The 24,775-nt window shown below is 58.7% G+C and carries 23 protein-coding genes and 1 pseudogene; 12 read left to right on the top strand and 12 right to left on the bottom strand.

Annotated features, from left to right (window positions below):
* A complete protein-coding gene (locus CHB65_RS08155; protein WP_089384571.1) occupies window positions 1–243 on the bottom strand; it encodes a ferredoxin in 243 nt (80 codons plus the stop codon).
* 220 nt (window positions 244–463) lie between these two features.
* On the opposite strand from CHB65_RS08155, the gene fba reads away from it, so the two are divergent.
* Window positions 464–1,456, top strand: a complete 993-nt coding sequence (fba, locus tag CHB65_RS08150) for a class II fructose-bisphosphate aldolase (RefSeq protein WP_089384570.1) — start codon at window positions 464–466, stop codon at window positions 1,454–1,456.
* A gap of 57 nt (window positions 1,457–1,513) precedes the next feature.
* Here fba and CHB65_RS08145 read toward each other — a convergent pair whose 3' ends face one another.
* Window positions 1,514–7,297, bottom strand: a complete 5,784-nt coding sequence (locus CHB65_RS08145; protein ID WP_245809932.1) for a right-handed parallel beta-helix repeat-containing protein — start codon at window positions 7,295–7,297, stop codon at window positions 1,514–1,516.
* 317 nt (window positions 7,298–7,614) lie between these two features.
* Window positions 7,615–8,424: a winged helix-turn-helix transcriptional regulator gene (locus CHB65_RS08140; protein ID WP_089384568.1), complete on the bottom strand. Its 810-nt coding sequence runs from the start codon at window positions 8,422–8,424 to the stop codon at window positions 7,615–7,617.
* A 349-nt stretch (window positions 8,425–8,773) separates the two neighbouring features.
* On the opposite strand from CHB65_RS08140, the gene CHB65_RS08135 reads away from it, so the two are divergent.
* The 7 genes from CHB65_RS08135 (at window position 8,774) to CHB65_RS08105 (ending at window position 13,978) form a co-directional block, all read left to right on the top strand.
* Complete coding sequence (locus CHB65_RS08135; RefSeq protein WP_089384567.1) at window positions 8,774–9,028, top strand: hypothetical protein; 255 nt, start codon at window positions 8,774–8,776, stop codon at window positions 9,026–9,028.
* Between the two features lie 51 nt (window positions 9,029–9,079).
* Window positions 9,080–9,349, top strand: a complete 270-nt coding sequence (locus tag CHB65_RS08130) for an AbrB/MazE/SpoVT family DNA-binding domain-containing protein (protein WP_089384566.1) — start codon at window positions 9,080–9,082, stop codon at window positions 9,347–9,349.
* 384 nt (window positions 9,350–9,733) lie between these two features.
* Entirely contained in the window at window positions 9,734–10,666 is a 933-nt protein-coding gene (locus CHB65_RS08125; protein WP_089384565.1) for a type II CAAX endopeptidase family protein, read from the top strand.
* A gap of 571 nt (window positions 10,667–11,237) precedes the next feature.
* The gene (locus CHB65_RS08120; RefSeq protein ID WP_143420382.1) at window positions 11,238–11,669 is read left to right on the top strand and encodes a CPBP family intramembrane glutamic endopeptidase; all 432 of its coding nucleotides are present in this window, start codon (window positions 11,238–11,240) and stop codon (window positions 11,667–11,669) included.
* Between the two features lie 203 nt (window positions 11,670–11,872).
* Window positions 11,873–12,181: a hypothetical protein gene (locus CHB65_RS08115; RefSeq protein ID WP_089384563.1), complete on the top strand. Its 309-nt coding sequence runs from the start codon at window positions 11,873–11,875 to the stop codon at window positions 12,179–12,181.
* Window positions 12,182–12,200: 19 nt separating this feature from the next.
* Entirely contained in the window at window positions 12,201–13,118 is a 918-nt protein-coding gene (locus tag CHB65_RS08110; RefSeq protein ID WP_089384562.1) for an ABC transporter ATP-binding protein, read from the top strand.
* On the top strand, window positions 13,115–13,978 hold the full coding sequence (locus CHB65_RS08105; protein ID WP_089384561.1) for an ABC transporter permease subunit: 864 nt from the start codon (window positions 13,115–13,117) through the stop codon (window positions 13,976–13,978). The genes CHB65_RS08110 and CHB65_RS08105 overlap by 4 nt, the downstream gene beginning before the upstream one ends.
* A 96-nt stretch (window positions 13,979–14,074) precedes the next feature.
* Here the strand turns inward: CHB65_RS08105 and CHB65_RS08100 are convergent, their stop codons facing one another.
* The 4 genes from CHB65_RS08100 to CHB65_RS08085 all read right to left on the bottom strand — a co-directional run bounded on the left by CHB65_RS08100 (window position 14,075) and on the right by CHB65_RS08085 (window position 18,004).
* Entirely contained in the window at window positions 14,075–15,967 is a 1,893-nt protein-coding gene (locus CHB65_RS08100; RefSeq protein ID WP_089384560.1) for an alpha/beta fold hydrolase, read from the bottom strand.
* A gap of 152 nt (window positions 15,968–16,119) precedes the next feature.
* Window positions 16,120–16,791, bottom strand: coding sequence for a stage II sporulation protein M (locus CHB65_RS08095; protein ID WP_089384559.1), 672 nt, complete (start codon window positions 16,789–16,791; stop codon window positions 16,120–16,122).
* Window positions 16,788–17,036 carry a YgaP-like transmembrane domain gene (locus tag CHB65_RS08090; protein WP_089384558.1) on the bottom strand — a complete coding sequence of 83 codons (249 nt, stop codon included), beginning with the start codon at window positions 17,034–17,036 and terminating at the stop codon, window positions 16,788–16,790. Before CHB65_RS08090 ends, CHB65_RS08095 begins: the two co-directional genes overlap by 4 nt.
* Window positions 17,033–18,004, bottom strand: coding sequence for a CPBP family intramembrane glutamic endopeptidase (locus tag CHB65_RS08085; protein ID WP_143420381.1), 972 nt, complete (start codon window positions 18,002–18,004; stop codon window positions 17,033–17,035). Before CHB65_RS08085 ends, CHB65_RS08090 begins: the two co-directional genes overlap by 4 nt.
* Window positions 18,005–18,010: 6 nt before the next feature.
* On the opposite strand from CHB65_RS08085, the gene CHB65_RS08080 reads away from it, so the two are divergent.
* Complete coding sequence (locus tag CHB65_RS08080) at window positions 18,011–18,373, top strand: DUF5518 domain-containing protein (RefSeq protein ID WP_089384557.1); 363 nt, start codon at window positions 18,011–18,013, stop codon at window positions 18,371–18,373.
* Between the two features lie 35 nt (window positions 18,374–18,408).
* Here CHB65_RS08080 and CHB65_RS08075 read toward each other — a convergent pair whose 3' ends face one another.
* Both CHB65_RS08075 and CHB65_RS08070 read right to left on the bottom strand, forming a co-directional pair.
* A complete protein-coding gene (locus tag CHB65_RS08075; protein WP_089384556.1) occupies window positions 18,409–19,311 on the bottom strand; it encodes a CPBP family intramembrane glutamic endopeptidase in 903 nt (300 codons plus the stop codon).
* A gap of 333 nt (window positions 19,312–19,644) precedes the next feature.
* Window positions 19,645–20,115 carry a hypothetical protein gene (locus CHB65_RS08070; protein ID WP_089384555.1) on the bottom strand — a complete coding sequence of 157 codons (471 nt, stop codon included), beginning with the start codon at window positions 20,113–20,115 and terminating at the stop codon, window positions 19,645–19,647.
* A 1,064-nt stretch (window positions 20,116–21,179) separates the two neighbouring features.
* Between CHB65_RS08070 and CHB65_RS17745 the strand changes: the two are divergent.
* The 3 genes and pseudogenes from CHB65_RS17745 to CHB65_RS08055 form a co-directional block, all read left to right on the top strand.
* Window positions 21,180–21,317, top strand: a pseudogene (locus tag CHB65_RS17745) (RNA-guided endonuclease TnpB family protein); the annotation flags it as partial.
* A 102-nt stretch (window positions 21,318–21,419) separates the two neighbouring features.
* Complete coding sequence (locus CHB65_RS08060; protein ID WP_089384553.1) at window positions 21,420–21,671, top strand: YgaP-like transmembrane domain; 252 nt, start codon at window positions 21,420–21,422, stop codon at window positions 21,669–21,671.
* A gap of 40 nt (window positions 21,672–21,711) precedes the next feature.
* A complete protein-coding gene (locus CHB65_RS08055; RefSeq protein WP_089384552.1) occupies window positions 21,712–22,377 on the top strand; it encodes a CPBP family intramembrane glutamic endopeptidase in 666 nt (221 codons plus the stop codon).
* Window positions 22,378–22,556: 179 nt separating this feature from the next.
* On the opposite strand, the gene mgtE is transcribed toward CHB65_RS08055, so the two are convergent.
* The 3 genes from mgtE to CHB65_RS08040 form a co-directional block, all read right to left on the bottom strand.
* Window positions 22,557–23,636, bottom strand: a complete 1,080-nt coding sequence (gene mgtE, locus CHB65_RS08050) for a magnesium transporter (protein WP_218818928.1) — start codon at window positions 23,634–23,636, stop codon at window positions 22,557–22,559.
* A gap of 121 nt (window positions 23,637–23,757) precedes the next feature.
* Window positions 23,758–24,426 carry a phosphate signaling complex protein PhoU gene (gene phoU / locus CHB65_RS08045; RefSeq protein ID WP_089384551.1) on the bottom strand — a complete coding sequence of 223 codons (669 nt, stop codon included), beginning with the start codon at window positions 24,424–24,426 and terminating at the stop codon, window positions 23,758–23,760.
* A gap of 132 nt (window positions 24,427–24,558) precedes the next feature.
* The coding region (locus CHB65_RS08040) for a CBS domain-containing protein (RefSeq protein WP_143420380.1) at window positions 24,559–24,775 on the bottom strand (217 nt) is incomplete at its 5' end.

Raw genomic sequence — 24,775 nt, 5'->3', positions numbered from 1 at the left:
TCAGACGACTTGTTCGCCGTCGTCGTCGTACACCTCGATGGCGTCGACCGGACAGACGCGGGCCGCAAAGGTCGCCTCGAACTCCTCGTCCTCGGGCACCTCGACGACGAAGATGTCCTCTTCTTCCTCCTCCGCATCGACGAGCACGGCCTTCCCGGCGTTCTCGTCGCGCTCGAACCCGTCCCACTCCGCGACACACTGGAACATCCCGATGCAGGTGTCCCGGTCGAACTTCACGTACATGTCCCGAATGAGGGTGACCGGGTACAAAGCCGTGACGACGCACACCCGGATGCAAAGCCGCGACGATGCACACCCGGATGCAAAGCCGCGACGATGCACACCCGGATGCAAAGCCGCGACGATGCACACCCGGATGCAAAGCCGTACCGCCGCGTTCATCGCTCGCCCCGTCGGATGGATTTATATTGGTGGCAGCGGTTCATCTGTTCAGACTACACACATGACGTTCTACATGGGCGATGAACTCGCCACCGTCTACGACGCCGCCTTACAGGACGGATTCGGGCTCGTTGCGAGCAACGTCGCGGAACCGAACGTGTTGATCGGACTGATGAAGGGGGCCGAGCGGGTGAACTCCGATCTGCTGGTCCAGTTGAGCAACGGCGCGTGCACGTTCGCCGGCAACGGCGACCCGATCGCGGGATTGCAGGTAATGGGCTCGTACATCGAGACGATCGCCGCCCAGTTCGACGTCGGGGTCTTTTTAAATATGGACCATCAGACGGACCTCGACGTCATCCAGCGGCAGATCGACCTCGCGATCCCGTCGTCGATCATGATCGACGCCTCCCACGAGCCGTTCGAGGAGAACGTCGAGCGGAGCCGCCGGGTCGTCGAGATGGCCGAGCGCTCCGACGCCGAGATCCTGATCGAAGCGGAGCTCGGGACGATAAAGGGCGTCGAAGACGAGATCGTCGCCGACGAGGCATACTACACGGACCCCGAGCAGGCCGTCGAGTTCGTCGACCGGACCGGCTGTGATCTGCTCGCGATCTCGGTGGGCACCCAACATGGCGTCGCGAAGGGCCGGGACCTCGAGATCCGGCCGGACCTCGCCGAGGAGATCCGGACGGCGCTTCGCGACCACGGGTTGGAGATCCCGCTCGTGCTGCACGGCTCATCGGGGGTGCAGCCGGACCAGCTCCAGGAGATGCTCACCCACGGCATCTGTAAGGTGAACAAAGACACCCGCTATCAGTACGAGTACACGCGGACGGCGTTCGACCTGTATCGGCACAACACCGACGCCATCGTGCCGTCTGACACCGACGATGCCGACCGCGATACCTTCTTTAACAACGTCGAGTGGTCGCCGAACAAGGAGTTTTTCGACCCGCGGGTTGCGGGTCGCGACATCAGGGAGCGGATCGCGGACGTCTACGCGGACCTTGCGACCGTCGCCGGCAGTGCGGAGCGGAGCCGGTACGCCTGAACGCAGTCCTCGTTTCCGGGCGTTCGGCTTTATTGCGACGGCGAACCGACCCGACGCTTATCGTCGAATCCGTGCGCCGATCCCCGCGGCGAGCAGGATCGCGACGATGGCGACGATCGGGCCGAATCCCGGGATCGAATCGTCAACTCCGGTTTCCTCCTCGGCCGGCTCTCCGGGGCCCGGCCCTTCAGCCTCGACGGCGAACGTCGTCTCCGCCGTTTCCGTGTTGCCGGCGACGTCGGCGACGGTGACGGTCGCGTCGTATGACTCGCCCGGTTCGACCGGTATGACGTGTTCCGCACTCGAGGAGGTGATGCTGGTTCCCTCGTGGCCGGTGACGTCCTCGCCGTCGATCTCAACGGTTACCGACCCCACGTCGACGCCGGACCGATCGTCCTCGTACTCGAACCGAACCGTGGTCTCCTCTATGTCCGCATCGAGCGTCACACCGTCCGTGGGGGACGCGTCGGTGATTCGCGGTGCGTCCGTGTCGGGCACGATCGCGCCGTACGTCGAGAACCCGTTGACGGACGCCGTGAGGTGCGGGCTGTCGCCGATCTGGGTGACGGTCGTATCGGGGACCGGGTTCCATGTCCCGCTCGCGTCGTCGTAGTACTGCAACTCGACCTCGTCGGCGGCGGCACCCGCCGGCAGCTCGCTCTCATCTATCTCCATCGTGATCTCCGCGCTCTCGACGGTCCCGTCGTCGAGATAGTGGTCGAGTAGGTTGTCGAGGTCCGCGGTGATGAAGCCGACACCGAGGGCACCATCTTCGAGGTTCGCGTTGGCGGTCGTCTCCGAGAGCGACGCGAACAGGTCCTGGGTGAGGACCGCTTCGTCGACGCCGTCCGCGACGGTGAAGTCGATGGCGGTGCCGGTTCCCTCGATCCCGATCTGACCCGCACCGAGCGTGAACCGGGTGTCGACGGTTGCGGACGCGTCGTCGCTCCCCTCGTTTCCGGCCCGGTCGATCCCCTCGCTCGTGATCTCGTAGGTGCCGGTCTCGCCGGTGGCGAACGAGCCCGTGAAGTGGGTGTCGCTGCCCCCGACACCGATCATTGCGACCGAGTCGCTCGTCGTCGATCCGTCGGGCGCGGTGAACACGCCCTCCACTTCGGGCGGCTCCACGAGCGGTTTGTCGCTCTCGACGACGACCGTCGCGCTCTCGCCGTCGACATCCTCCAGGGTTGCCGTCAGCCGAGGCGCGTCGCGGTCGATGACGAGGGGGGTCTCGGCGTTCGCCGAACCCGCGGTGCCGACCTCGTCGACGGCGACGACCGACACCTCGTAGCGTCCATCGTCCTCGATATCGTCGAACGGAACCGACAAGCTCCACGTGTCGCCGTCCTCGTGGGTCGCCTCGAACGCGCGGACGTAGGTCGTTTCAAGCGAACTCAACAGCACGTTCACGGTCTCCAATTCGAAGTCGGCGTCGATGTCGACGGAGACGGTCGCGTCGTCGCTCGCGTAGGTCAACACGGTGTCACTGTCGGGGTCGAAGGCCTCGCTGTAGCCGTCGACCTCGACCGCCGAAAGCTCGACGATCGGTTCGTTGACCTCGACAGTGCCGGCGTCCCGGTCACCCAGAGCGAGGTCATAGGTGCCGGCCTCCTCAAGGACGAAGCTGACGTTGATCCCGCCGAAATGATACATTCCGGGCCCCAGTGTCACTTCCTGACTCGCGACGACCTCGCTCTCACCCGTATCGGTGTCGGTTGCGGTGACTTCGACCGTTTCGGGCCCCTCGATAGTACCTCTTTGATAGAGGCTTCCGACAATGTACATCTCCTCGCCCTCGACGAGCTCTAGCGTCGATGAAGAGGTCTGGATGACAGTGATGTCGGAGTATGGGTTTGTGATGTGGACCGTGTCGACAACGAACCCGTTGAGGGTGAGCGCCGCGTCCATCTCGTCTGCATCGGCTGGCATGTCGGCTTCCGTCGGCGTCCACTCGAATTCCACGGCGCCAGGCGTCGCCCCCGGGCCGACTTCCACGGTCGTGCTGTCGACGACGTCGCCGTCGACGTTCAGGTCGACGTCGAAGGTGCCGCTCCCGCCGTTGTTGAGTAAGTCTCCCGTGATGGTGACCGTCTCGCCGACGAAGAGCGACGATCGGTTCACGTCCGCGCCGTACATGATGATGTCCGAATCGGCCTCCTCGATGACCGTTACCGAGCCGGCGTCAACCCCATCGACGTCGAAGCTGAACGTCCCCGCCGCCTCGAACGTCACGGTGAACGAGACGTCCGTCCGCTCACCCGCGTCGAGGTCGACCGTCGTCGAATCGATCTCCTCGCCGTTCCTGTTGAGCGGAACGGTCAGTGCCCCGTCGCCATCGCCGACGTTCTCGACGGTCGCGTCGACCGTCGCCTCGTCGCCGATCTCGAGTTGGGCGGGCGAGACGCTCGCCTCGATGACTTCGAGTTCGGAGTCCGTTTCCGTCTCCGGTGGCGAAGCTGCGCCGCCTCCACCGCCTCCACCGCCTCCGCCGCCACCTGGGCTCGGAGTGGTCGCTTCTTCTTCCTCCTCTTCCTCCTCAGCGGAGGAGACCGAAATCACCGTGGAGTCGAATCCAAACGGCTCCGGATCGTCGAACATAGTCGAAGCCACTACGGCTTCAGCATCATCGTACGCGAGGGTGGAGTCAAATGAAAACGTCTCCGTAACCGTCTCTCCTGGCTCTAAAATCCGTGGTGGCAATCTGAAATCTATCAGTTCGCCGTTCGAGGGGAGTTCGTTCCCATCGATACTACTCGCCTCGCTGCCGACGACGAAGACAGGGATATGACCCGCGGTGACACCGGTCTCGTTGTTTCTTATTTCGGAAACAACCGTTATTTCATCACCCTCTTCGACGTCCAGGACGCTCTCATCACCGAGTATCTCAACCGTGAGGTCAACGTCCTCGAAGTCCGGTCGCTCCTGAACCTCGAGATCAACACCCTCGACAGTCTCGCCTTCGGCGACAGAGACATTCAGTTCGGGATGAGCTATCCACTCGTCGCTAAAAATGCTCACATCGTAGGTTCCGGGCGGTACCTGAACGGCATACTGGCCGTCTTCGTCGGTCTCTATATCTCTAGGGGACGTATCGAATTCGCCATCGGTGCCGTCAACATCGACTTCACTAGACTCCCTATCATACTCACCGTTTTGGGCGTCATCGACGGGTATGAGTTCCATACCCAGTGGTTCACCACTTTCCGAGTCAACCACCATTATCCTGACGTCAGCAACTGGCTCCGAATTGTCGTCTCTCTCGGTTACTGTTCCTGTTAGAGTAGCGATCGGGTCGAGTGGGATCGGCTTGAGTTCTGTAGTCTCCCCAGGGGTGACCTGACCAACACTTTTTGCTCCTCTGTCAAATCCGACCGCGTTGACTGTGAGTCCATAGGACCCGCTCGGGACTTCCGCATCAAACCTCCCCTCCTGATCTGTTTTTATGTTCGTAACAAACAGGTCCCTGTCGCCCATCGGTGCACCGTCTGCTATCTCAAAGATTCTAACTTCGGCGTCAGCGATCGGGTCGTCCGTCTCGGAACTGACCACCGTTCCAGCAATATTCCCTGCTGGAAGGGGGTTCAAACTGATATCACGGGCCGTCGTCTCCTCTGCAGTTATTTCCACGGATGTAGTCTTTGGCTCATATCCGCCGGCACTCGTGGTCACCTCATATGTCCCAGCAGGAAGTGTGAGTTCGTAATTACCGTCGGCGTCTGTTTCGGTTGTACGCGTCTCACCATCGCCCGACGCTTCGACAGTCGCACCGGCGACCCCATCGTCGGTATCGGTATCGGTGACCGTTCCGGAAAGCGTCCCCGTGTCGTCTATTGGGGCTTCGAGCCACGGATCGAAGCGGACGGCGTTCGACGAACTCTCGATGCTGTCTCCGCCACCGTAGGCTTCCGTTTCTTCATCCGGGTCTTCAACGCCACCGGAGGGGCCGTCTTCTGCACCCCACCAGTTGTTTCGTGCGTCGAGCGTGTCGTCACCATCATATTTGAGTCCAACGTCATTGTCGATGAACGAGTTACCATCGATGATTGCGTCTTTCGCTGTGCTAATGTCCATTCCGGTGGACGCATTTTGAACGGTGTTACCAGTAATTGAGAGTTCTTCAGCCGATGAGATATCAATACCAGTACTGAGAGAGCCTTCCCCTTCGAGAATATCGTTCTCTTTGATTGTGATGTCGGTGTTTTCACCCTTGAATTTGACTGCATACACCCCGTCAATGAACTTTCCATTCGAGATGGTCACATTATCGCTGTCTTCGACGTATAGTCCCCTGTTCGTGCCCGTAAGTTCGAACTCATCAATGGTTACATCCGAGGAGTACCAGAACTTGACAGCACTGGGGTTGCTAACAAATGGGACCTCGCTGGGGGGCACATTAGAGAAGTTGAGATCGGTTACGTTCACCTTTTCCGAATGTGCGATCTGAATCGCTGCCGTCACGTCCGAGAAGGAGTAACCGTCAAGATCTACGTTCTTCACGTCGATAAGAATGATTTGTCCTGCATCCGTTGGAATTTCCGGATTGTCCTCATCGACGAGATACACGAGGTCCTTACCGTCGACAGTGTTTCCTGAGATCTCGTGACGTTGAGATTCTTCGTTAATCCCTTCGGGAACACCATCGAGGTTGACACCAGCCGCAAACGTGTTGTTCGTGATGGTTGCGCCGGTTGCATCCCGTAGAATTACGTCGGTCTTCGTCTCTGAGAACTCGTTATCATGAACGGTGATACCGTCGCTGCCGAATGAGATCCCAACCGAAACATTATGAATGGTGTTGTACTCGATATACGTTCCACTTAGTGGAGAATTAGCACCTCCGCGAGCTGCGATGGCGACCTCTGCCTCTTCGATCGTGTTGTTTGCAACGGTGGAAGAGCTTGAGACCTCAATGGCGTTCCTTGCCGGTGGTGCAGTTACCTTGTTATGGCGGATCTGGTCGTCCCCGGCTTTGATTCCTCCTGCGTTATCCGTAACGGTATTATTGATTATCTGCCGAGACCCAGATGTGCCAAGATCAATACCATAGTCGGAGTTCTGTGTTATCGTGTTGTTAGTGATTTCACCGTCATCGGGGTCGCCCTTAATTCCAATATCATTCCCATGAATTTTATTTGCATCGATTATGAACCAGTCATGGGTGCCAGAGTAGTCAATACCATCTCCTCCGTTATCGGCGATGGTATTACCAAGGATAGATGCCTCGTCGACAGCATCTAACCTAACTCCGTACCCAGTATTATCGTGAATATGATTGTTTGTGATTTTTACATCACTAATTCGACCACGTACATAAACCGCGTTTTCTGAGTCGGAGATTGTGTTGTTTCTGAATAGAAACCCTTCATGTTCAACGTACACCGCAGCATCATTGATTCCACTTGCGCTGTATCCCTCAATCCGGAATCCTTCGACGATCACGTCCTCGGATTCAACGGTGATCGCACGCTCAAGATCCCCGCCGCCATCGAGAACCGCCCCTCCTTCGGAAACGCTCTTGAGCGTGAGCGGCTTATCGATCGTCAGCGACTCCTCGTAGGTCCCGTCTTCGACGAGAATCTTATCATTAGGTTCGGCGGCCTCGATCGCGGCCTCAATGGTCTCGTGATCCGTCGGCACGTCCGGATCCGTCGCCGACGGGTCATCCTCGCCCGTCACTGCGAGGCCGGCACCGACGCCGATAATCAAGAGTCCACAGACGGCTATGACCCCGATCCAGAGCGCCACCCTCGCTCCCCGTCGGTCCCCATTCCGCCGTTGGTTCGGGGAGAGAAGGCGGTGGAGGGAACGACTCGATCGCGTGAACGGTCCGCCGTCCCGCATCGAGGTTGTTTCGTCACCCGTCGTCGATGCGCGTCGTGGATCCGCGCTGTAGTTTCTATGCGACGTGCTTCTATGCGACGTGCCCGTGTCGCTTCCTCCGTGATCCCGCGCCGCTTCACGCCCGCCTGACTGCCGATCCGTGGGGCCACCCATGTTCATGTGACCACCAAACGAGGGTGCCGCCGTCCTCGCCGGTTATTCGACAAAAATAGGTGTGTCTCAATATGTGCCCGAACTGCCATGCTGAGTACATCACTCAGGATATAATAACGCTCTGCTTAGGTCAAACGAAGTGGGTCACTTAGTTCAGACTAAGCTCATTCCTCAAACGACGCCAATTTGTCGTACAGCTTTGCGACCGTCACGTCTTGCTCCAGAACCGGCTTCGGGTAAACGGACTCCAACAGCGCGAGTCTCGCTTCGATCCCCTCGCGTTCACGTGCCGATTCGGCTTGCCCGAACCGTTCGAGTTGCCGAGTTACGGCGGTGAGCAGCTCCGACTTCACGAGCGGTTTCCGTAGTACATCGTCACACGGCCACGTACCGAAGGACGGAGCGGGCCGATCGCCGACGAGCGCGATCCGTCGAGTCGTGGTGGGGCAGTGTGTGATGAGTGTTCGTGGTTCGTCATCGCAGAGCTCGATATCGAAAATCGCGATATCCGGCATGTCAGCGAGGCCGTGCTGTAGCTGTTTACGATCGGTTACCGTGACGACATCGAACCGAGCGGCTAACCAGCCGCGATAGAGTTCGACGAGTCGACGGTCACCGTCACCTAAGAGGATCGTCGGTCGGACGGCATCGATATGTTCGTCGGCCCACGTCCGCAGCGAGTCGAACACCGGCTGTAACGCCCAGCCAGCGTCGGTCAGTTCGTACGTGACCGTGCGCGGTGATTCGCTGATCACACGCCGAGTGACGAGTCCGTCCGCAGCGAGCGATCTGAACGTCTTCGTGAGCATATTCGGTGCGATTCCGGGGATCCGTCCCTCGAGTTCGCTAAATCGAAGCGAGCCCCCTTCCAGAAGAACGACGACGACGACCGGCTCCCATTTATTAGAGAGCATCGAAAGCGCGTCCAGCGCGGCCCGGCTGCTGGGCGGTATCGCCGCGGGAGTGTCATCCATGTCACCTATGTAACTTGAACGGTAATATGCTTGTTCCGTGACGGAGCGACTGATTGAGCTAATATGATGGTTTGGTATCATTAATGAGGGATTCGATTCCATCGTCCAGAAGACCGCAGAGTCCGTCTGAAGCCCTGACGTGACTTTCTCCGCCTCGATCCTTTCCCAGCCTCGCCGCAGCCATCGCCGTGGGGGTCCGATACGGCCGCCGGCTTCACTGGACATCGGAACGCGCCAATCGGGGTTTCGCTCCGTGACGCGTCGTCGATTGACAAACCATCGTCACAGAGTTATATACGCCCTTGGCGAACCAGCCCGTTTACAACCGATCGGTTCGGATCATCGGGCAATGACGCACGTTTGGCTCGTCGACCGGCAGTTCGATTCGAAGGGGCTCGTTCGGTTGACCTACGCGACGACCGATGGGGAGCGGGTGCACATCAAAGAGCTGGCCGAACGGCGACTCGTGATGGGCGACGGCGTCACCGCCGGCCGCGACGTCGACGGGAACGCGCTCGGCGAGACGGATCCCGAGGACGTCGAACGGTTTAAAAGGGAGGCGACGCGGATGGCCGCCGAGCACGACCCCGACGACACGGTGTGAACGTTTTGTGAGCGGATCGGTTTATATACTATAGCGTACTCCGTGATGGTGATGGGCGGATCAGAACGATCGGATGACCCTGCACGGGAGATCGGTTCGGTGACCGAGCATGGACAGGTCACGGTCCCCGAACGATTTCGTGAACAGTTTGGGATCGAGACTCCCGGTAGAGTCGTATTCCGGAAAACCGACGATGGGAAGGTGCTCACCGAACCGATCCGCTCCCCGAGCGAGATGCGAGGATTCGCCGTTCGAGATGAGTCCTCAGCTGATACTCTTGGGACGGATCTCCTCCGTGAAATGCGTGACAATGACCACTGAATCCGTTGACTCGACCCTTCTGGTCGGCGGCGATGACGATTATAATGAGGTGGCCCTGTTGAAATCCTCTCGAACTGATATGAGGTCGGTACTGAATACAGCGCGCGAGTCTTGCATGAGGGACTGGTTCGGTTGAGACAGTTGAGATCGGTCTATGTAGCGTCCACAAAGACCGGTGTACGTTCAATCCATCCGACTTTCGCTGTGACTCACTGAAGCGATAGGAGGCTGAAGTCAGCGGAGTTTCCTTCAGACTACACGGCTACAACCACGACATCCATAGATCATCGACGTTCGGTAGATTAGAGAGTGATTCTCGGGATTAGAGACTGGTCTGTCCCTATTATCCGATCCGCTAACATGGTTGAATCCAGGGCAAAGAATATGGAAGGTGATGAGTCAAAAACCATCGGCAATACGTCTGTCTCTGTTGGGAATCCCTGGGTATTCTTCGGCGTGACCTTCGCTATCACGTGGGGGTTCTGGATACTGACCATTCTCCTGGGTCTCGGTGCGAACACCCCTGGGGGAATCCTCTTGTTGTTCTTGGGACTTACTGGTCCTGGGGTCGCCGGGATCGCCTTCGTGTGTCTCGTCTACGATGAACCTGGCCGGAAAGATTTCTGGGATCGACTCACAAATGTTCGCCGTATCCCCGCGCGCTGGTTCCTGGTCATTTTGTTGCTCCCGCTGATTGTGATCCCTAGCGCAGCGGTTGTAGAGATCACACTGGGCGGCACGAGCGCCTCGCTCGCCGACTGGGTGACCGGCACCGATAACCTCCTCCTATCGATTCTACCGACCCTGTTCATGGCAACGCTTGTGCCGCTGCTCGAAGAGACTGGGTGGCGGGGATATGCATTAGATCGGCTCCAGTTCACACACTCTGCGCTGGTTGCAAGCCTGATACTGGGCGTCGTCTGGTCTCTCTGGCACCTGCCAATGTTCTTTGTCGAGGGATGGCATCACCACGAAAATATTGGATTCCTCACGCTGGAGTTCTGGATGTTCCATATCGGGATCGTGTGGCTGTCCGTGGCGTTTACCTGGGTGTATAACAACACCCGCCGGAGTATCATCGGCGCCATCATACTGCATGCAGCGATCAACTTCACCGCTCAGACATTCACGCTGACCGGTCGCGCAGAGGTTTTCCATATCGCACTGTGGTTCGTGGTCGTCGTTCTGGTTACTGTGATCTGGGGAGCGAAAACCTTCAGAAAAGACAACCAGATGCCGCATCCCCCCACGGAAAGCGAGAAACGATCCCTAGATGAAGAGACAGGGCTGCCGACGGAAGCTACTGGCTCCGATTAATCTCGTGCCATATTCGCGTGCTGATGGTATGGAGCCTGCTTAATCCCCAGAGCGTGGACCAGGTAATGGGGTGGCAAAGGCCGATGCAAGATATGGTCTTCCAGCGCGACGCGTTGATTGGCCTCAGTGGCAGGGAAGCACCATCATTGGCAAGCCCGGCTGCCGGAGGGATGATCTCCCGTTAAGTGTCGTCTCTCGGACGTCAATCTCGTCGTAACTGGATTCGCTGCCTTCGGGGAAGTCTCGGTGAGAGACTGATTCCCGATGACTCTCGGGTGGCGAGAATGTACGCTACTGTCTATTATTGAATAACGTGATCTGTACTCATGGAGACTGTATCAACTTCGCTCGCAGTTTCGATACTGCAGTCCCGGGGTGATCTCATCGAAGTTCCGCTCCAGTTGGTGCTGTTTCTCCTGCCGGCCATTGGGTACGCACTGATACGCGCTCACCGAGGCAAGTCTGGGAGGTGATACGTGATCGACTGGGATGGAGAATCGCCGGGTGCACACGGAGTGATTTCGGACTTGCTGTCGGCGTTGGCGTCGCCATTAGCGTCATCGGATTTGTCGTGCTGTGGATTTCGCCGGATCAGGTACTCGATGAGATGGCGACCACTGACATGGAAGGTGTAACCCTCGGGTTTGCGAAATATCTTGACTGGAATTTCACGCTCACTGCCGTTGCAATCCTCCTGTTTCGGGAGGCGGTTTACGTCACGCTCGGCGAGGAACTCCTCTTTCGGGGTCTCATCGGCGGGATACTCTTCCGACGATTCGGCTTTCACACCGGCAATCTGCTGCAAACAGCGATCTTCGTGCTTCCACACCTCCTCATCCTCGTCCTCGTGCCCGGTCTCTGGCCGATGATTGTCGTGTGGGCAGCGGCCGGCTGGTTGATGGGCTGGCTGTATTTTCGAACCGGGAGTATCGTGCCCGGATGGATCGCACACACGCTCGGGAACGTACTCGCCACGTTGCAGATGGTCTTGATCTTCTTTTGATAACCCCTGTCGAGGAAGCGAGAACCCGTTCAATCATCCCAGACTAAGCGATTGTTCGACGGTTCGTTGCTGCTTTACTCCGTTCTATATCACGTCTGTTCCGAGATATGTCCGCAATTCGTCCTTCGTCGGGGGCGGCCGGAGATTCTCGGCGTCGGAGAATGTACGCGCTACTATATCCCGTCAACGCGCCTCTCGAAGGTATGGTTCACCAAGTGACGATTTTCGAGACGGATTTCGACGGCGCACAGTTCGGGGGCGCACAGTACGGGTCTGACTCTCCCGAACGTGGAGAAGCAGACGCTCCCGAACTCGAAACAGCCGACTCTCCCGGAGTCGAACCAACACGGACGGACGGTGGATCGGCCGGCGAGGAAATCGGTGACGAAAACCCTGGCAAATCCCGCCGAACCAAGTTCTTGCAGGGGATGACAGTCTTCGTCGTGATGTTCGTCACGATGTACACTGTCCTCCGATGGGCTCTCTCCCGAGACGAAGCGCGGGCAGAATAGGCTGTGGTGGAGTAGTACGATGGCAGCTATCGAAATCAGCAATCTAACGAAACAATTCGGTGATGTCGTCGCCGTCGATGATCTGAATCTCCGAGTCGAATCGGGGGAAATATTCGGATTTCTCGGCCCCAACGGTGCGGGGAAATCGACCACGATCGACATCATCCTGGATTTTATCCGCCCCACCGAGGGGACCGTATCCGTCCTCGGATACGACGCTCAGACCGAAGGGCAAGCAGTCCGCCAGCGGACTGGCGTGTTGCCCGACGCCTACCATGTCTACGACCGTCTCACGGGTCGCCAGCACGTTGAGTTCATCCTGGAGATGAAGAACGCCGACGAGGATGCGATGGGGCTTCTCGACCGAGTCGGGATCGTTGAGGCGGCCGATCGAAAGGCCGGCGGGTATTCGAAAGGGATGCGTCAACGACTCGTGTTGGCGATGGCGCTCGTGGGCGATCCTGACCTATTAGTTCTCGATGAACCCTCGACGGGACTGGACCCGAACGGTGCACGCGAAATGCGGGATATCATCCGCGAGGAAAACGATCGCGGCACGACCGTGTTCTTCTCCAGCCACGTGATGGAGCAGGTCGAAGCTGTCTGTGATCGCGTGGCGATCATCGATCGTGGCCAGCTCGTGGCCGTGGACACCATCGATGGCCTGCGCGACGCCACCCAGACTGGAGAGACACTGTACGTGTACGTCACGGACTTCGGTGACGACGTTACCGCGCGTGTCGCCAAACTCGACGGCGTCGGGGACGTCGTGCAGGAAGACGGCCGGCTTCGCGTAACTGTCGATGGCGTCTCGAAGTTCGCCGTTCTGCACTCGATCGACGAAATCGTGGCCGTCCAGGACTTTTCGGTCGTGGAGTCGTCGCTGGAGGATCTCTTTGTCAAGTACACGAACGACGAGCAGGAGGTGCGCGCATGACCTGGTTCGTCGTTGCGAAGAAGGACTTCCGCGACGCCGTCCAGTCGCGGGCGCTGTGGGCGCTCGTGGCCGTTTTCGTGGTCGTCTCGATGGGATCGGCGTACGCGTACATCTCCGTTCCGGAACTGTTCGGTGAGCCGGGAGGTGCAACGTTCGCCGGCCTGTTGTTCTTCACTGTCGGCCTGACCGGACTGTTCGTTCCGCTTGCAGCCATCGTAGTTTGTTACAAATCACTCGCCGGCGAACGCGAACTCGGAAGTATCAAGTTGCTCCTGTCGCTGCCGACGACCCGCCTGAACGTCTTCGCTGGCAAGGTCGTCGGCCGGGCGACAGTCCTCGCGTTCGGCCTTGGGATCGGACTACTCGTGGGGCTCGGCTTCGGATCAGTGTTGATCGGTGACGTCCAGTTGCTCGTCGTGCTGCTGTTCCTTTTGGTCACGATGGGGTTCGCGGCTGTCTATGCGAGTATCGTTGTCGGACTGTCGGCGATGACTGGCTCAACATCGCGGGCCACGACGTACGCTTTAGGGTTCTTCGTCGTCTTCGAGTTGCTCTGGGACGTCGTTCCTATGGGGCTTCTCTACGTCGTCGAAGGATTCACGCTCCCATCAGAACTCCCCGACTGGATGTTTCTGGCTACGCAGGTGGCTCCGTCGGCGGCGTATTTCTCGTCGATCGTTGCCGTACTGCCCGAGGCGGCCGAATCGGTGGGTGCTGCGGCGAGCACTCCCGAGGCCGCCGTCGAAACAACTCAGACTGCTGCGTATGTGACACCGGAAGTCGGGTTCGTTTTCCTCGGGTTGTGGCTCGTCGTTCCCTTCGCACTGGGCTACGCCCGGTTTAACGCTGCAGACCTCTAATACCGGTGGGGGGTTTCTGTAGAGGGTCGAATACCTGCGAAGAGGAGTACTGTTGAGCTGTCGCTGTTAAACGAACGGACGAAGGGAGACCTGTATTTATTGGCGAATCGGAAGACGGGAGCGTCCAGCTGTCGCCTCGTCCAACGTCTCCAGAAACGAGGAGAGTATTTCGTTGAACGCCGCCGGATTATCGTGATTCGCAATGTGTCCGGCATCTGGCACCGTTGCGTACACGCTGTTTGGGAGTCGTTCGGTCCACTCTTGGGCTTTCATCCGGATCAGAAAGTGATCGTGTTCACCGACTACAGCTAATTGAGGACCCTCGATTAGCTCGGGAATCCCCTCTTCGATGTCTTCGATGAGTCCTCTTTCGAGGGCAACCATGTTTTCCTTCCCGGTACGTGCACTCGCCTGTCTCACGTACTGTCTGGCGTCGGCAGTGCGAGCGACCAAGCGGCCGAACATGTCGTACAGCAGTTGCTCGGGCATGAATTCCAGCGCCCGCACGTGCAACCCCATCAGTTTGATCGCGTGTTTGGAAAACCCCTCGTGCAATGGGTAGCCTCCGACGTGAACGAGTGCTCGAACGCGGCCGGGGTGGTGATACGCAATGTACTGGTTCAACAGGCTTCCCATCGACTGGCCGACCAGGACAACCTGGTCGATTCCTTCGTCGTCCAGTACGTCGAGCAACTTTCGGGACCCGACGTCGAACCGCACCGGGTCACTCGCTTCCGCAGAGTCGCCGCATCCCGGAACATCCCATGCGAGGGTCCGGTACGTCTCGGATAACGTCCCGATTTGCTCCCGCCAGGTCTCACGGTCGAGGGCGAACCCGTGGGTGAACACCACCGCGGTCGCGTCTTCAGGCCCGCCCACCTCGTAATAGACGCCCCCGGACTCACGTTCGACCGGAGAATCAGATCCAGATTCCGAGCGCAACCGTCGAAGAACGAGTGCGAGCGCCCCGATCCCGACTGCGGGAGCGGCGATTCCGCCCCACTTCATGGAGAGCTCTCGTTTGCCTTCGGGATACGGGGATGTGTCGGGATCGTAGTACGGAGCCAACTGATCGATTGCGTCCGTTTTCACGTCGGTCTCGTCGAGAATCGAGCGCAGTCCGTCGAACAGATACCTCATTTCATCACGGCCATCCCGCGCGTGACCTTCCACCGAGATCTTCGCGTATTCCTTCCGCATGAGCCGTCCAATAGCCCAGACGCAGATCGGCTCCGGCACGTACTCGAAGATCCTGACTATCGGTGGACTGGGTGCATAGCCTGCGGCACGAAGTCCCCGAAGCGCTTCCTTCGTCGCACGGACTGCAAGCACCAGCAGGTCTCTGGTTTCTCCCATCGGTTTCATACTGGTGTCGGCCGCATACAGCGCGGGGACGAGCCCGGACATGAGCAACGCGGCGTGGTACTTCAGCCAGTTCTCCATGTCGGTCCGGATTTCGACGTCGTATCCTCGCATGTCCTCCAGAACCGCGGCTACCTGTCGGGTCCTGGGTCGAATCGTGCCATCGACCTCGCCGATCGGGATGGTGTACGTGTTGTCCTCGTTGATCGGGAGGACCCGCATGACGTGGCCGTCTCGTTTCCCGCCGGGGTACGGAAAACCAAACATCACGCGTTCTTTACCGAGCGCGCGAACCAGTTCGTCGGGACCGCTGACGTTGTTCCCCATGAAGAGAAACGTCGGAACGTGCTCGTTTTCCGCCAACGTACCGAGGATCTTCACTGCCTGATGCTCACCCATGACGACCAAGACGAGATCGTAGTCGTCGTCGGGCTCGAACGACTCGACGACCTTGACGTGAGCGACTTCCCTCCCGTCGGCTCCCTCTTCCTGGATAACGATCCCGTGTTCTTTCAGATCCACTAACCGCTGTCCCCGGGCAAGGAGGTGTACGTCGTACCCTGCTTCGTGGAGTCGCGCTGCCTTCAGACTACCCAACGGTCCTGCGCCGAAAACGAGGATTTTCATACATCTATCAGGTCGCAGAACCTGATATAGAGCATAGTCAGGTCTCGTCGAGCGAGAACGAATGGGGAGTGTCTGATGGACGTCGCCAACTGAGTCTCGACTCGTGGACGCATCGTGCGACAGGTGACCGAGGGCGCTCCGGAGCAAACGGGTTAGCCGACGAGGTCAATAATCTGTGCCGCTTCTCGGTAGCTCGCGGCGGCGAGGAGTGTAATTCCGACCACGAGAACGAGCAGCTCGTTCAGTGAGAACTCCCAATCTTTCGGTGAGCGCACGCGTTCGAAATCCTCGCGCCACCGCGGCGGGGATCGCTGCTGCCAGAGCATCACCTCACGCGTCGCCACGGCGACGAGCACGAACGCCGACAACTCGAAGACACCACTCCGACCCAACACCGTTGCGATAGAGGGTTCGATCCGCCCGGCAGCAAGCGCGAGCGAGCCGGTTCTCCAGACGAGTGCTCCGTTGACGATGCTGACCAGCACGACGAGATATCCCATTGGCGTGTTCACCGACCGGAACGTGTTGGCGACGACGATGATGATCGCGGACCCGATGTTCCATCCGAAAATCCGGAGGAACGTCGTTTCGGTCTCGTCCGTCTCGACGGGAGCGAAGTACGCCAACGACGTCCCTCGGAGCAGTCCCTCGGGGAGGAGATGATAGCTCCCGACCCACACGAGGGAGAAGACGACTGCGCAGAATCCCCACAACGAGATCGCCCTGACGAACACGTTCTCGTGGTTGACGTACCGGCCAAGTGTTCGGGATAGCCGGTTCGACTGTCGTTGTTTCTTGGTACGGCTGTTCCGGTCACCCGTCATGGTCGTTCTTCGATGGCACGGTTATCGTAGGTATTCCGGCCCACTGCACGATTTACGGGGCATTTCTCGGCACCGGCAGTACCGAGGAACACGAACGCGAGTAGTAGTAACACCACCGCTACGATTCCCTGCGCCGGGTCACCAAGTGGCTCTCCGAAGGCCACAGTGACCATCATCGCCGCCACGGACACCAGACCGAGGGCGATTCGAGCCGTTCGATCCCGACCACCGACGTTCTTTTTCATCGTGTCCACCTCGCGGTCGTCGCCTGGATCTGCGGCTGGAAATCCGCAGGACGTGTTTCGCCCGCCCATCGACGGTAGTACCACACGACGACCAGAAGGACGGCGAGTCCGGCAAAGAACGGTAGATCGGTCGGTGCCCCGACGATGGCCTGCGGCTGCCAGTTGAACGTACCGTGCAGAACGGCGACGAAGACGACGTTTCGGGTGTATTCGTACAATAACCCCAACGCAAGACCCAGGACCATGACCACGATGAGCGATTGAACGATCGCGGTCGGCGAGGTGAATCCCCCAATGAACACCCGCTGCGGGACGTGCCAAACCGTGAAGAGAAGCACCCCGAGAAGGATCGCCGCCCCCTTTCGCACTCGGTCACGGCCTCCGTTCAGAAGAGCGATGAGCTTATTCTGTAGATACGCACGAAACGCAAATTCCTCGGCGAGCCCGACGAAGACGAGCTGGGCGATCCCAATTCCGAGGAAGAACGCGAAGGAATCCCACTGTTCTGGTATGCCGAAACGAACGTCACCGGTCGAGACGAAGGCCGACAAGGCCCCGACGACGTTTATGATCACCCAAAACAGAAGCACCAGCCCAATGCCCGGGAGTACGTGCTCGCGGCTGAGACCGACGTCTGCCGCAGAGAGTCCCTCCCATCGAAGGACCAGCCAGGCGATCGCGGCTGTGACCGCGAACGCTCCAGCCATGACTGCAAGGAGGACGAACCGGTTGTCGAACAGCGGATAGATGGCGAGTGGAACGAACACCACCCAGAGGCTGGAGATGAAAAGAAACAGTATCGGTGGCCCCAGTCCTTTCTCGAAGGCGATCGACCGGATGTTTTCCGTTGACTGTGACGTGGAGTGAGGAGACATGGTAAATATTGATGTGTCAATACGATCGTCCTCGCGCTGATTCTCTGGGAAGGAGAATATAGCTGTGAGATTATCACCTATTGAATACAACACCTCTACATGAACCCCGGCAATACGTGGGTTAATGCCCTGATCGGCGCAGTGATCACGATTGGACTCTCGTTTACGGGATTCTCACCGCTGCTCGGAGGGGGCCTTGCAGGGTATCTCCAGGCTGAGTCCCCGAAGCGAGGTGCCACGGTTGGAGCACTCTCCGGTGTGATTGCGGCCATTCCACTCTTCATGATCATGGTTCTCGGGTTCTGGTTGTTCGTCGGAGTACCCGGTGTCCATGGCGGTTTTCCGGGTGGTATCGAACTTGTCGTCATCGTCGTGATGATGCTGCCAATGATGCTACTCTGGTTCGGCTGCTTGAGCGCGGCTGGAGGGTATCTCGGCGCGTATCTTCACACGAAGGAATGATGACCTCCGTACGTCAATCGCTTCTCGCGTTCGTCCTACTGGCGTTCGAATCCCGCGACTTCTCCAGTTGGCATGTCGCCTCGTGTGAGCCGTGTCCGACCGAACACTGCGACGACCACGAGAGCGATGAGGGAATACACACCGAGGTTGAGTCCCGAAATCAGTCCCAGGTAGCCCTCCTGAATCGCGCCTTCGATGATAACTCCTTCCGGATCGATCGGAATCAATCCCCCGGTGGAGTTCAAACTGGCGTGGAAAAACATCGCTAGGAGAACGCCTGCAGAGTTGTTGTACAGCCATCCGAGGAGTACGGACCAGATCACCACTGTCGGGAAGTACAGGATCGAATTGAGTAAGGGGAAGTCCGAGTGGGGTGCAACCGGAGCGAAAAACAGTGGCAGGTGCCAAACCGCAAAGACGACGCCGACCACGAGACTCGCCGTTAGCGCCGAATACCGCTCTTGCAACAACGGCTGCGCCAGACCACGCCACCCCGGTTCCTCGTTGAGTCCACCGCTGAAGACGACCGCGAACAACAAAAGCGGGATGTAGAGGAGAATCGGCGCCGTCAGCGCCCCGAAATCGTACGGGCCGTCGAATGCGATGTACAGTCCGGAAACCGCAATCACTGCGACCATGGGGACTCCGAGTGCGACGAGCCACCACCGGACATCAACCCGCCACGTTACGATCTGTCCGGCCCAGGTTCGGAGGTCCCCACCACCGAACTTGACGACGATGGCCCCCGCGACGAGCGGACCAAACCCCCCAAGGTACATGAATCCAACACCGATCCAGATTAACGTGTCTGACCCGTCGGGGCCGACCTCCATCGGTATCATCAGCGTCGGAATCCAGAGCAGCCAGCTGTACACGTATGTGAGGACGAAAAACGAAAGGACGGGTCGGTTTCGAATCCCGTTGATCAGGGTTCTCATGAGTAACCTCGCGCTAGCACCGGGTCATCCGATTGCTTCGAAGACCTCCTCGAATTAGCTGTAACGGAGGTCTGAAATCGACCGTACGATACTGCCACGTGGGTGCTGGCTACCGAGGTCATTGTAGCATGTTCGACAGCCTACTACATATGCTCAGTCGTAAATTCTCTAATATTGGTATTTACGGTGGCTATGACCACTGTACCGGCCGAATCAGGAATTAAAACGACCACTCAGCAGAGGCCCGGAACAGACAGTACAGAGGTTGTTCAGGCTTCGACTGTATACAGCACCCCGAGAAAGCCCCACTTTCTCGTAGTGGATCCATCTCGATTACCGCATTCTGGAAAGGAGCTTCGATCCCACAACGACCAGAGTCGCAAGCGGTCCACTGACGATGAGTACTGCCAGTGTGAACACGAGTACGGAGATCACGGGTTCCGTGAGCGGTGGAAGGAGAGTTGATCCGATCGGAATGGCGAGAACGCTCACGATGGGAGCGATCATACCGTATACGAGGAGTTTCCGCTGCCGTGCGGAGAAGTGGATACCGTTATCGTCGCGCTGCGGAATCAGGAGGCCGGTTGACAGGACCACGAACCCAGCGAGGACGTACACGCCGTAAAAGAGGATCACCAAGCCTCCGGCGAATCCGCTCTCGCTGTGCGGCATTGAGAGGAGGGTCGTAAACCCATAGAGCCCCCAGAGAATGACGACCGCCCCCACTGTTGCGACGGCGAGCTGGAGGTAGGCTCGTGCCGAACGAGCAGTACCCCCCTTTGAAAGAGCGGCCATGTTGATCATACTAAACTAATCGTCTGCTGGCCAGAAATATCGAGTCGTTGATTCTCTCCCAGAGAGAATTATACGAACGGCCTTCATCTCGCGGGACGTCTTGGACCTACGGTGAGCTTACGTGAGCGGAACGACGCCCCCGAACAACACCATCACAGTTCGCTCCTACTCAACGATGCCTATACAGTTTTGCCGCCTCGCCGCCACCTAATGTGAATTACGATTCCCGGAGTGACATGTGACTTGGTGGGATATGTGTCCGTCGGCCGCAATGTCAGTTTGCACTCTGTGGGCGTTGCACAGGGCAGTATTCCAGTAGCTGCGTGATTCGCTGCGGTCAGGGAGTTTAACAATGACGCCGTACTCGCCGGGCGGAAGTTCGTCGCCGAATTCGTGCCGCTGGTCGGATTCAGGTGTAAACGACTGCTCGAAAACGGTCGTTTCGTCATCTGTCACTATACCCGAATACATCTCGTAAGATCTGTCGTGGCCATTCTGAACGGCTATGTCGAGTCGTACTGTGACTGGCTACCGGGAGAGGGCATACCAATACAGCCGACGAATCCAGCTGTAATCCCCGTGGCCAGTCCAGAAAGTAGCTTCCGGCGATTCATGCTTCTCTTGAGTTGGCCTCGGCTGTGACGATTCTTCGTGACGTCATATCAGAAAGACATAGATTGAGGCGATATAGGTGCTGTAACGTTCTCGCCGATGGAGAATAACCCGCTGTGTATATTCTTTCGAAACGCCATTTAGCCTGATTGCAGGTGCTAAGCCCCCGTCCTCAACGAGCAGCGCAGGGAGCGGAGCGACCGAGTAGCGCAGTAGGGCGGGGATACAGCGCCGTCTTCTTCTGTTCTTGCACGTTCGAGTTGCTGTCTCACAGGCCCACGCGAGCATTTTTATCAGAGAACGCCCAACTACTGTATAAGATGGGCGTTCCGACCTGTGGGCTTCGACTCGCTCGCCGTTCCAGGCAGAACGGCTCGCTCCTTGCGAAGTTCCCAGCCACGGACAGCGTTAGAACGCGACAAGAAGCGTGCGCTGTCCCACGGAACTACCCCGTCGAGACACTAGCAGTGGGACACTCCGAAGGCACGCCTGTGGAGACTGCGCTCCCTACGGGAACCATGGTGGTTCCTGCAAAGCGCGTCGTGGAAGCAGGAAGCCCCACCCTCAGCGAGCGCGTTAGCGCGAGCAGGGTGGGGTAGTTCACAAGATAAGGGCCGGCTGGAACTCACCTGGGGACCGTCCCCCGCCTACACTCAGGCTACACCCGCCTTCGGAGAAGGAGTACACGAAGGGAACAAACGATGAAAAAGAACGTCGGTGGCCAGGATCGAACGGTTCGCATCGCCCTCGGTCTGCTGTCCGTGGTGATGATGATGGTGATACTCTTCTTCGCAGAGACATTTGGCGGCCCAATCCAAGTGACGCTCGTGGCTACCGGCCTCCTACTGCTGTCGTTCGTGTTGTTGGGGACGGCCGGTGCTGAGAAATGTCTGATCAATCAGGCCCTGGGTCGAAATACCTACGACAATCATGCCGGCGAGGAACGACCATGACGGGTGAGAAACACACAGACGCGGGACACAACGGCTAATTATGGCAACGCTCGACTCCGCTTCGTTCACCACCCAGCAACTTCGCCGAGGGTTGATTCTGCTCGGGGCGGTCGTCCTCATGCGGGCGGTTCTTGTGGGGACGTTCTGGGATCAGCCGGACCCAGCGGCGGATCCGTTCGGATTCGGCCTCCTCGTTCTCGTTGCCTTTCTCGTCGGATCGGCCGGAATCGTCTACTTCGGATTTACGCGCTGGGTCGGCGTTGACTTGAAGGGGTGGTGGATCGACCCGGACGAGCTTCGCGGTGATCTGCTGTGGGGTCTGGTGGGGATTGTAGTCGTCTTCATCCTCTTCGGAGTGTTTGCCCTCGTGATGATGTTCGGCCTCGGGATGGAACCGCCCGAACAGGTGCCACCGTCGGCTGTCGGGTTCGCGTTGATCCTCGTGTTTGGGTTCGCCGTGCGAGCCTTTCAAGAAGAGACGCTGTTCCGTGGGTTCCTGCAGACGGCGTTCGAGAACCGCTTCGGCCCGTGGCAAGCCAACGTCCTGCAGGCGTTCGTTTTCGCCATCGCCCATATCGGCTACATTCCACTCTCCGAGTGGCCGATGTACGTCCTTATCTTCGTCTTCGGTGTCGTATTCGGCTGGCTCAGGATGCGTCGTGGGCGGCTTCTGGCTCCTGCGATCGCACATGGATTCGGGGCGTAGCGCCGTCGGCTCAAGAGGAACGTGATCCGTGAAGGCTCCCCCGCTGAATGCACACTCTCTATTCAGCACGACGTGAGAGACCTATCACTGATTGAGGATTTCAACAGAGCTAACGAGGTCACTGATACACCGATCAAACGCTTCCGGGACGGCCCTGGATAAAAGAGCGCTCCCGCAGTTTATATCCCCAGTTCGAGCACGAAGAACGTCGCCAACCCGAAGTAGATCAACAGCCCGCTCACGTCCTTGATCGTGGTGACGATCGGGTTCGAGGCGGCCGCGGGGTCCTGCCCGATCAGGTAGACCAACCACGGGATGAGGAAGCCGACGAGCGCCGCGACGATGGACGTGCCGAGCATCGAGCCGAAGACGACGTACGCGATGTCCATCCGGCCGATCCAGAGGAACGCGACGACGGCGGCGACCGCGCCGACCATGAGCCCGATCAACGCGCCGACAATGGTCTCTTTGACGATCCGACGGACCACGTTCGATTTATCGATATGGCCGAGGACGACACCGCGAATGAAGATCGTTGAGGACTGCGTACCGACGTTCCCGCCCATGTCCATCACGACCGGGATGAAGAACGCGAGGATGACGACCGCCTCGAGCGTCTCCTCGTAGACGCCGATGACGCCGCCGGCGAGGAAGCCACCCACAAGCGCGACGAGCAGCCACGGTACCCGAATGGTGAGGATGTCCTTGATCGAGGCGTCGAGCATGATCCGGCTCCGCTGTTCTTCCACGTCCGTGAGGTCGTCGGCGGTGAGCTCCGGGAGGTTCATCCCCTGCATCCGCAGCATGTCCTCGCTGCTTTCGGCCTCCATCACGTCGACGAGTCGCTCGGACCGGACGATGCCCACGAGTCGCCCGTCGTCGTCCACCACCGGGACCGCCGGATAGTGGAGGTCCCCGACGTCCATCGCGGCCTGTTCGGCGTCGGCGCTCTCGGTGAACGACACCACCTCCTCGGTCATGATCGACGAGATCGGGTCGCCGTTCGACGCGGCGAGCATCTCCCGCACCGAGGCAACGCCGACGAGCCGCCCATCGTCGTCGGTCACGTACGTGTAGTAGATCGTCGTCCGCGTCGGATCGTCCGGCGCATACTCCTGAAACCGATCCATCGCGTCGGCGATGCTCGTCTCGGCCGTCACGGAGACGTAGCCGGTGGTCATCACCTCGCCGACCGACAGCTCGTAGCCCCCAGCCTCCTGTGGCGGCTCGTCCATAATATCCTCGGGAGTTGCTGACATACCTGTGTGAGATGGAGGTGCTTTATAAATACCTTTGGTGTCGTTCCTCACCGCGAGCGAGGCGGTCTGAAACGGTCTCAGACGCTGTCGCGGTCACTCAGATACGCACGCCGGACGCTGATCATTCAAGTAGGCTGTCATCTCCGGTCGCCATATACACCGTTCGCGCGGCGATATTCGTCGCGTGATCGGCGACCTGTTCGAGGTCGTCGATGGTGAGGAGCAACCGGACCGCGTCCTCACGATACGGGTCCAAGTCGGTGGCGTCGGTATCGATATACGTTGCTCCACGGATCAGCTGTCGGCTTGCATGGATCGCCAACTGGTCTATTTGATCGTCACGGGCGATGATCTCACGGCAGGTACCGACATCGACGGCGCCGTATGCGTCCATCACGTCGGCAACCATGGTGCTGCTTTCTTTCGCCATCGAGAGGACATCGGCGGTGGTCTGCGTGTCGGGGAGACCGCGTTCCGTTCGCTTGGCAACGTTGACGGCTATATCGCCGATCCGTTCGAGTTCGGTGTTGATCTTGAACGACGAAACGATGAATCGAAGGTCGCCGGCAACCGGCTGCTGCAGGCTCAGCAAGCGGATGCACTTGCGATCGAGTTCGAGATAGTGCTCGTTGATCGCGTCCTCGGTCGTGATCACGTCTCGGGCCACTCCCTCATCACGGTCCGAGAGGGCCTGTATCGAACGTTCGAACTGTGTGTGTACGAGTTCTCCCATCTCGATGACCCCGTCACGGAGCGAGTTGAGCTCCTTTTGATAGTTCTTTCGTGCCATAATTCTGTCTCGTGGATCTCCATCAATGGCGTGACCATCCGGGAGTGTGATCCCGTTGGTCCGACGATCTTCGACCGTCGATGCGACCACTGGTGGATGCCGGTTGCCTCCGGAGAGGCCAGGTTGCGGGTGTTACACCCGGAAGCCAGCTTTTTTGAACATTCTGCGCGTCTCCTCGTCCGCGACTGCGTTGATCAGTCGGTTGGTCCTGACGACACCGACGAGCGTCGAGTCCTCGACGACCGGCAGCGCAAGGAACCCCCGTTCGGAGACGATGTCCGCCGCATCAGTCACTGGTGTGTCGGTCGAGATCGCCTGAATGTCGGTTGTCATGATCTCCTCGACTGCG

Source organism: Halorubrum vacuolatum (genome assembly GCF_900188065.1).
Classification (GTDB): Archaea; Halobacteriota; Halobacteria; order Halobacteriales; family Haloferacaceae; genus Halorubrum; species Halorubrum vacuolatum.
Note: the sequence above shows the minus strand (reverse complement) of the source record. Positions and strands in the feature narration are given on the sequence as shown.

Excerpts from the sequence above, each read along its gene's own strand:
- CHB65_RS08090 (WP_089384558.1), bottom strand. The coding sequence starts at position 17,036 with ATGAAAAAGAACGTCGGTGGTCGGGATCGAACGGCTCGAATCGCCCTC.
- CHB65_RS08125 (WP_089384565.1), top strand. The coding sequence starts at position 9,734 with ATGGAAGGTGATGAGTCAAAAACCATCGGCAATACGTCTGTCTCTGTT.
- CHB65_RS08145 (WP_245809932.1), bottom strand. The coding sequence starts at position 7,297 with ATGCGGGACGGCGGACCGTTCACGCGATCGAGTCGTTCCCTCCACCGC.
- CHB65_RS08130 (WP_089384566.1), top strand. The coding sequence starts at position 9,080 with ATGGGCGGATCAGAACGATCGGATGACCCTGCACGGGAGATCGGTTCG.
- mgtE (WP_218818928.1), bottom strand. The coding sequence starts at position 23,636 with ATGTCAGCAACTCCCGAGGATATTATGGACGAGCCGCCACAGGAGGCT.
- CHB65_RS08155 (WP_089384571.1), bottom strand. The coding sequence starts at position 243 with ATGTACGTGAAGTTCGACCGGGACACCTGCATCGGGATGTTCCAGTGT.
- CHB65_RS08070 (WP_089384555.1), bottom strand. The coding sequence starts at position 20,115 with ATGATCAACATGGCCGCTCTTTCAAAGGGGGGTACTGCTCGTTCGGCA.
- fba (WP_089384570.1), top strand. The coding sequence starts at position 464 with ATGACGTTCTACATGGGCGATGAACTCGCCACCGTCTACGACGCCGCC.
- CHB65_RS08110 (WP_089384562.1), top strand. The coding sequence starts at position 12,201 with ATGGCAGCTATCGAAATCAGCAATCTAACGAAACAATTCGGTGATGTC.
- CHB65_RS08140 (WP_089384568.1), bottom strand. The coding sequence starts at position 8,424 with ATGGATGACACTCCCGCGGCGATACCGCCCAGCAGCCGGGCCGCGCTG.
- CHB65_RS08115 (WP_089384563.1), top strand. The coding sequence starts at position 11,873 with ATGGTTCACCAAGTGACGATTTTCGAGACGGATTTCGACGGCGCACAG.
- CHB65_RS08080 (WP_089384557.1), top strand. The coding sequence starts at position 18,011 with ATGAACCCCGGCAATACGTGGGTTAATGCCCTGATCGGCGCAGTGATC.
- CHB65_RS08075 (WP_089384556.1), bottom strand. The coding sequence starts at position 19,311 with ATGAGAACCCTGATCAACGGGATTCGAAACCGACCCGTCCTTTCGTTT.
- CHB65_RS08060 (WP_089384553.1), top strand. The coding sequence starts at position 21,420 with ATGAAAAAGAACGTCGGTGGCCAGGATCGAACGGTTCGCATCGCCCTC.
- phoU (WP_089384551.1), bottom strand. The coding sequence starts at position 24,426 with ATGGCACGAAAGAACTATCAAAAGGAGCTCAACTCGCTCCGTGACGGG.
- CHB65_RS08095 (WP_089384559.1), bottom strand. The coding sequence starts at position 16,791 with ATGACGGGTGACCGGAACAGCCGTACCAAGAAACAACGACAGTCGAAC.
- CHB65_RS08100 (WP_089384560.1), bottom strand. The coding sequence starts at position 15,967 with ATGAAAATCCTCGTTTTCGGCGCAGGACCGTTGGGTAGTCTGAAGGCA.
- CHB65_RS08135 (WP_089384567.1), top strand. The coding sequence starts at position 8,774 with ATGACGCACGTTTGGCTCGTCGACCGGCAGTTCGATTCGAAGGGGCTC.
- CHB65_RS08055 (WP_089384552.1), top strand. The coding sequence starts at position 21,712 with ATGGCAACGCTCGACTCCGCTTCGTTCACCACCCAGCAACTTCGCCGA.
- CHB65_RS08105 (WP_089384561.1), top strand. The coding sequence starts at position 13,115 with ATGACCTGGTTCGTCGTTGCGAAGAAGGACTTCCGCGACGCCGTCCAG.